Genomic DNA, 733 nt, shown 5'->3' with positions numbered 1-733 from the left:
AAGGAGATCCATCATGGCTTTTAACATTCACAACCGTAACCTGCTCAGCCTGGAACACCACACCCCACGTGAGCTGCGTTACCTGCTCGACCTGTCCCGTGATCCTGAAACGCGCGAAATACACCGGCACCGAACAACAACACCTGAAGGGCAACAACATCGCCCTGATTTTCGAGAAAACTTCGACCCGTACCCGTTGCGCCTTCGAAGTGGCGGCCTATGACCAAGGCGCCAACGTCACTTACATCGACCCGAACTCCTCGCAAATCGGCCACAAGGAAAGCATGAAGGACACCGCCCGCGTGCTCGGGCGCATGTACGACGCCATCGAGTACCGTGGCTTCAAGCAGGAAATCGTCGAAGAGCTGGCCAAGTTCGCCGGCGTGCCGGTGTTCAACGGCCTGACCGATGAATATCACCCGACCCAGATGATCGCCGACGTGCTGACCATGCGCGAACACGCTGACAAGCCGATCCACGAAATCAGCTACGCCTACTTGGGCGACGCGCGCAACAACATGGGCAACTCGCTGCTGCTGATCGGCGCCAAGCTCGGCATGGACGTGCGCATCTGCGCACCGAAAGCGCTGTGGCCGCTGGACGATCTGGTGGCGCGCTGCAAAAAGTACGGCGAGGAAAGTGGCGCACGCATCACCCTCACCGAAGATCCGAAAGAAGCGGTCAAAGGCGTGGACTTCATTCACACCGACGTCTGGGTGTCGATGGGTGAACC

General features: G+C 58.8%; 1 pseudogene. It reads left to right on the top strand.

Going from position 1 to position 733, the window contains the following annotated elements:
- Nucleotides 1–13: 13 nt before the first annotated feature.
- Nucleotides 14–733, top strand: a pseudogene (gene argF / locus OQK_RS01215) (ornithine carbamoyltransferase); the annotation flags it as partial.

The organism is Pseudomonas sp. R62 (assembly GCF_000257605.1).
GTDB lineage: Bacteria > Pseudomonadota > Gammaproteobacteria > Pseudomonadales > Pseudomonadaceae > Aquipseudomonas > Aquipseudomonas atacamensis.
This window is presented reverse-complemented; position numbering and strand designations above follow the sequence as displayed.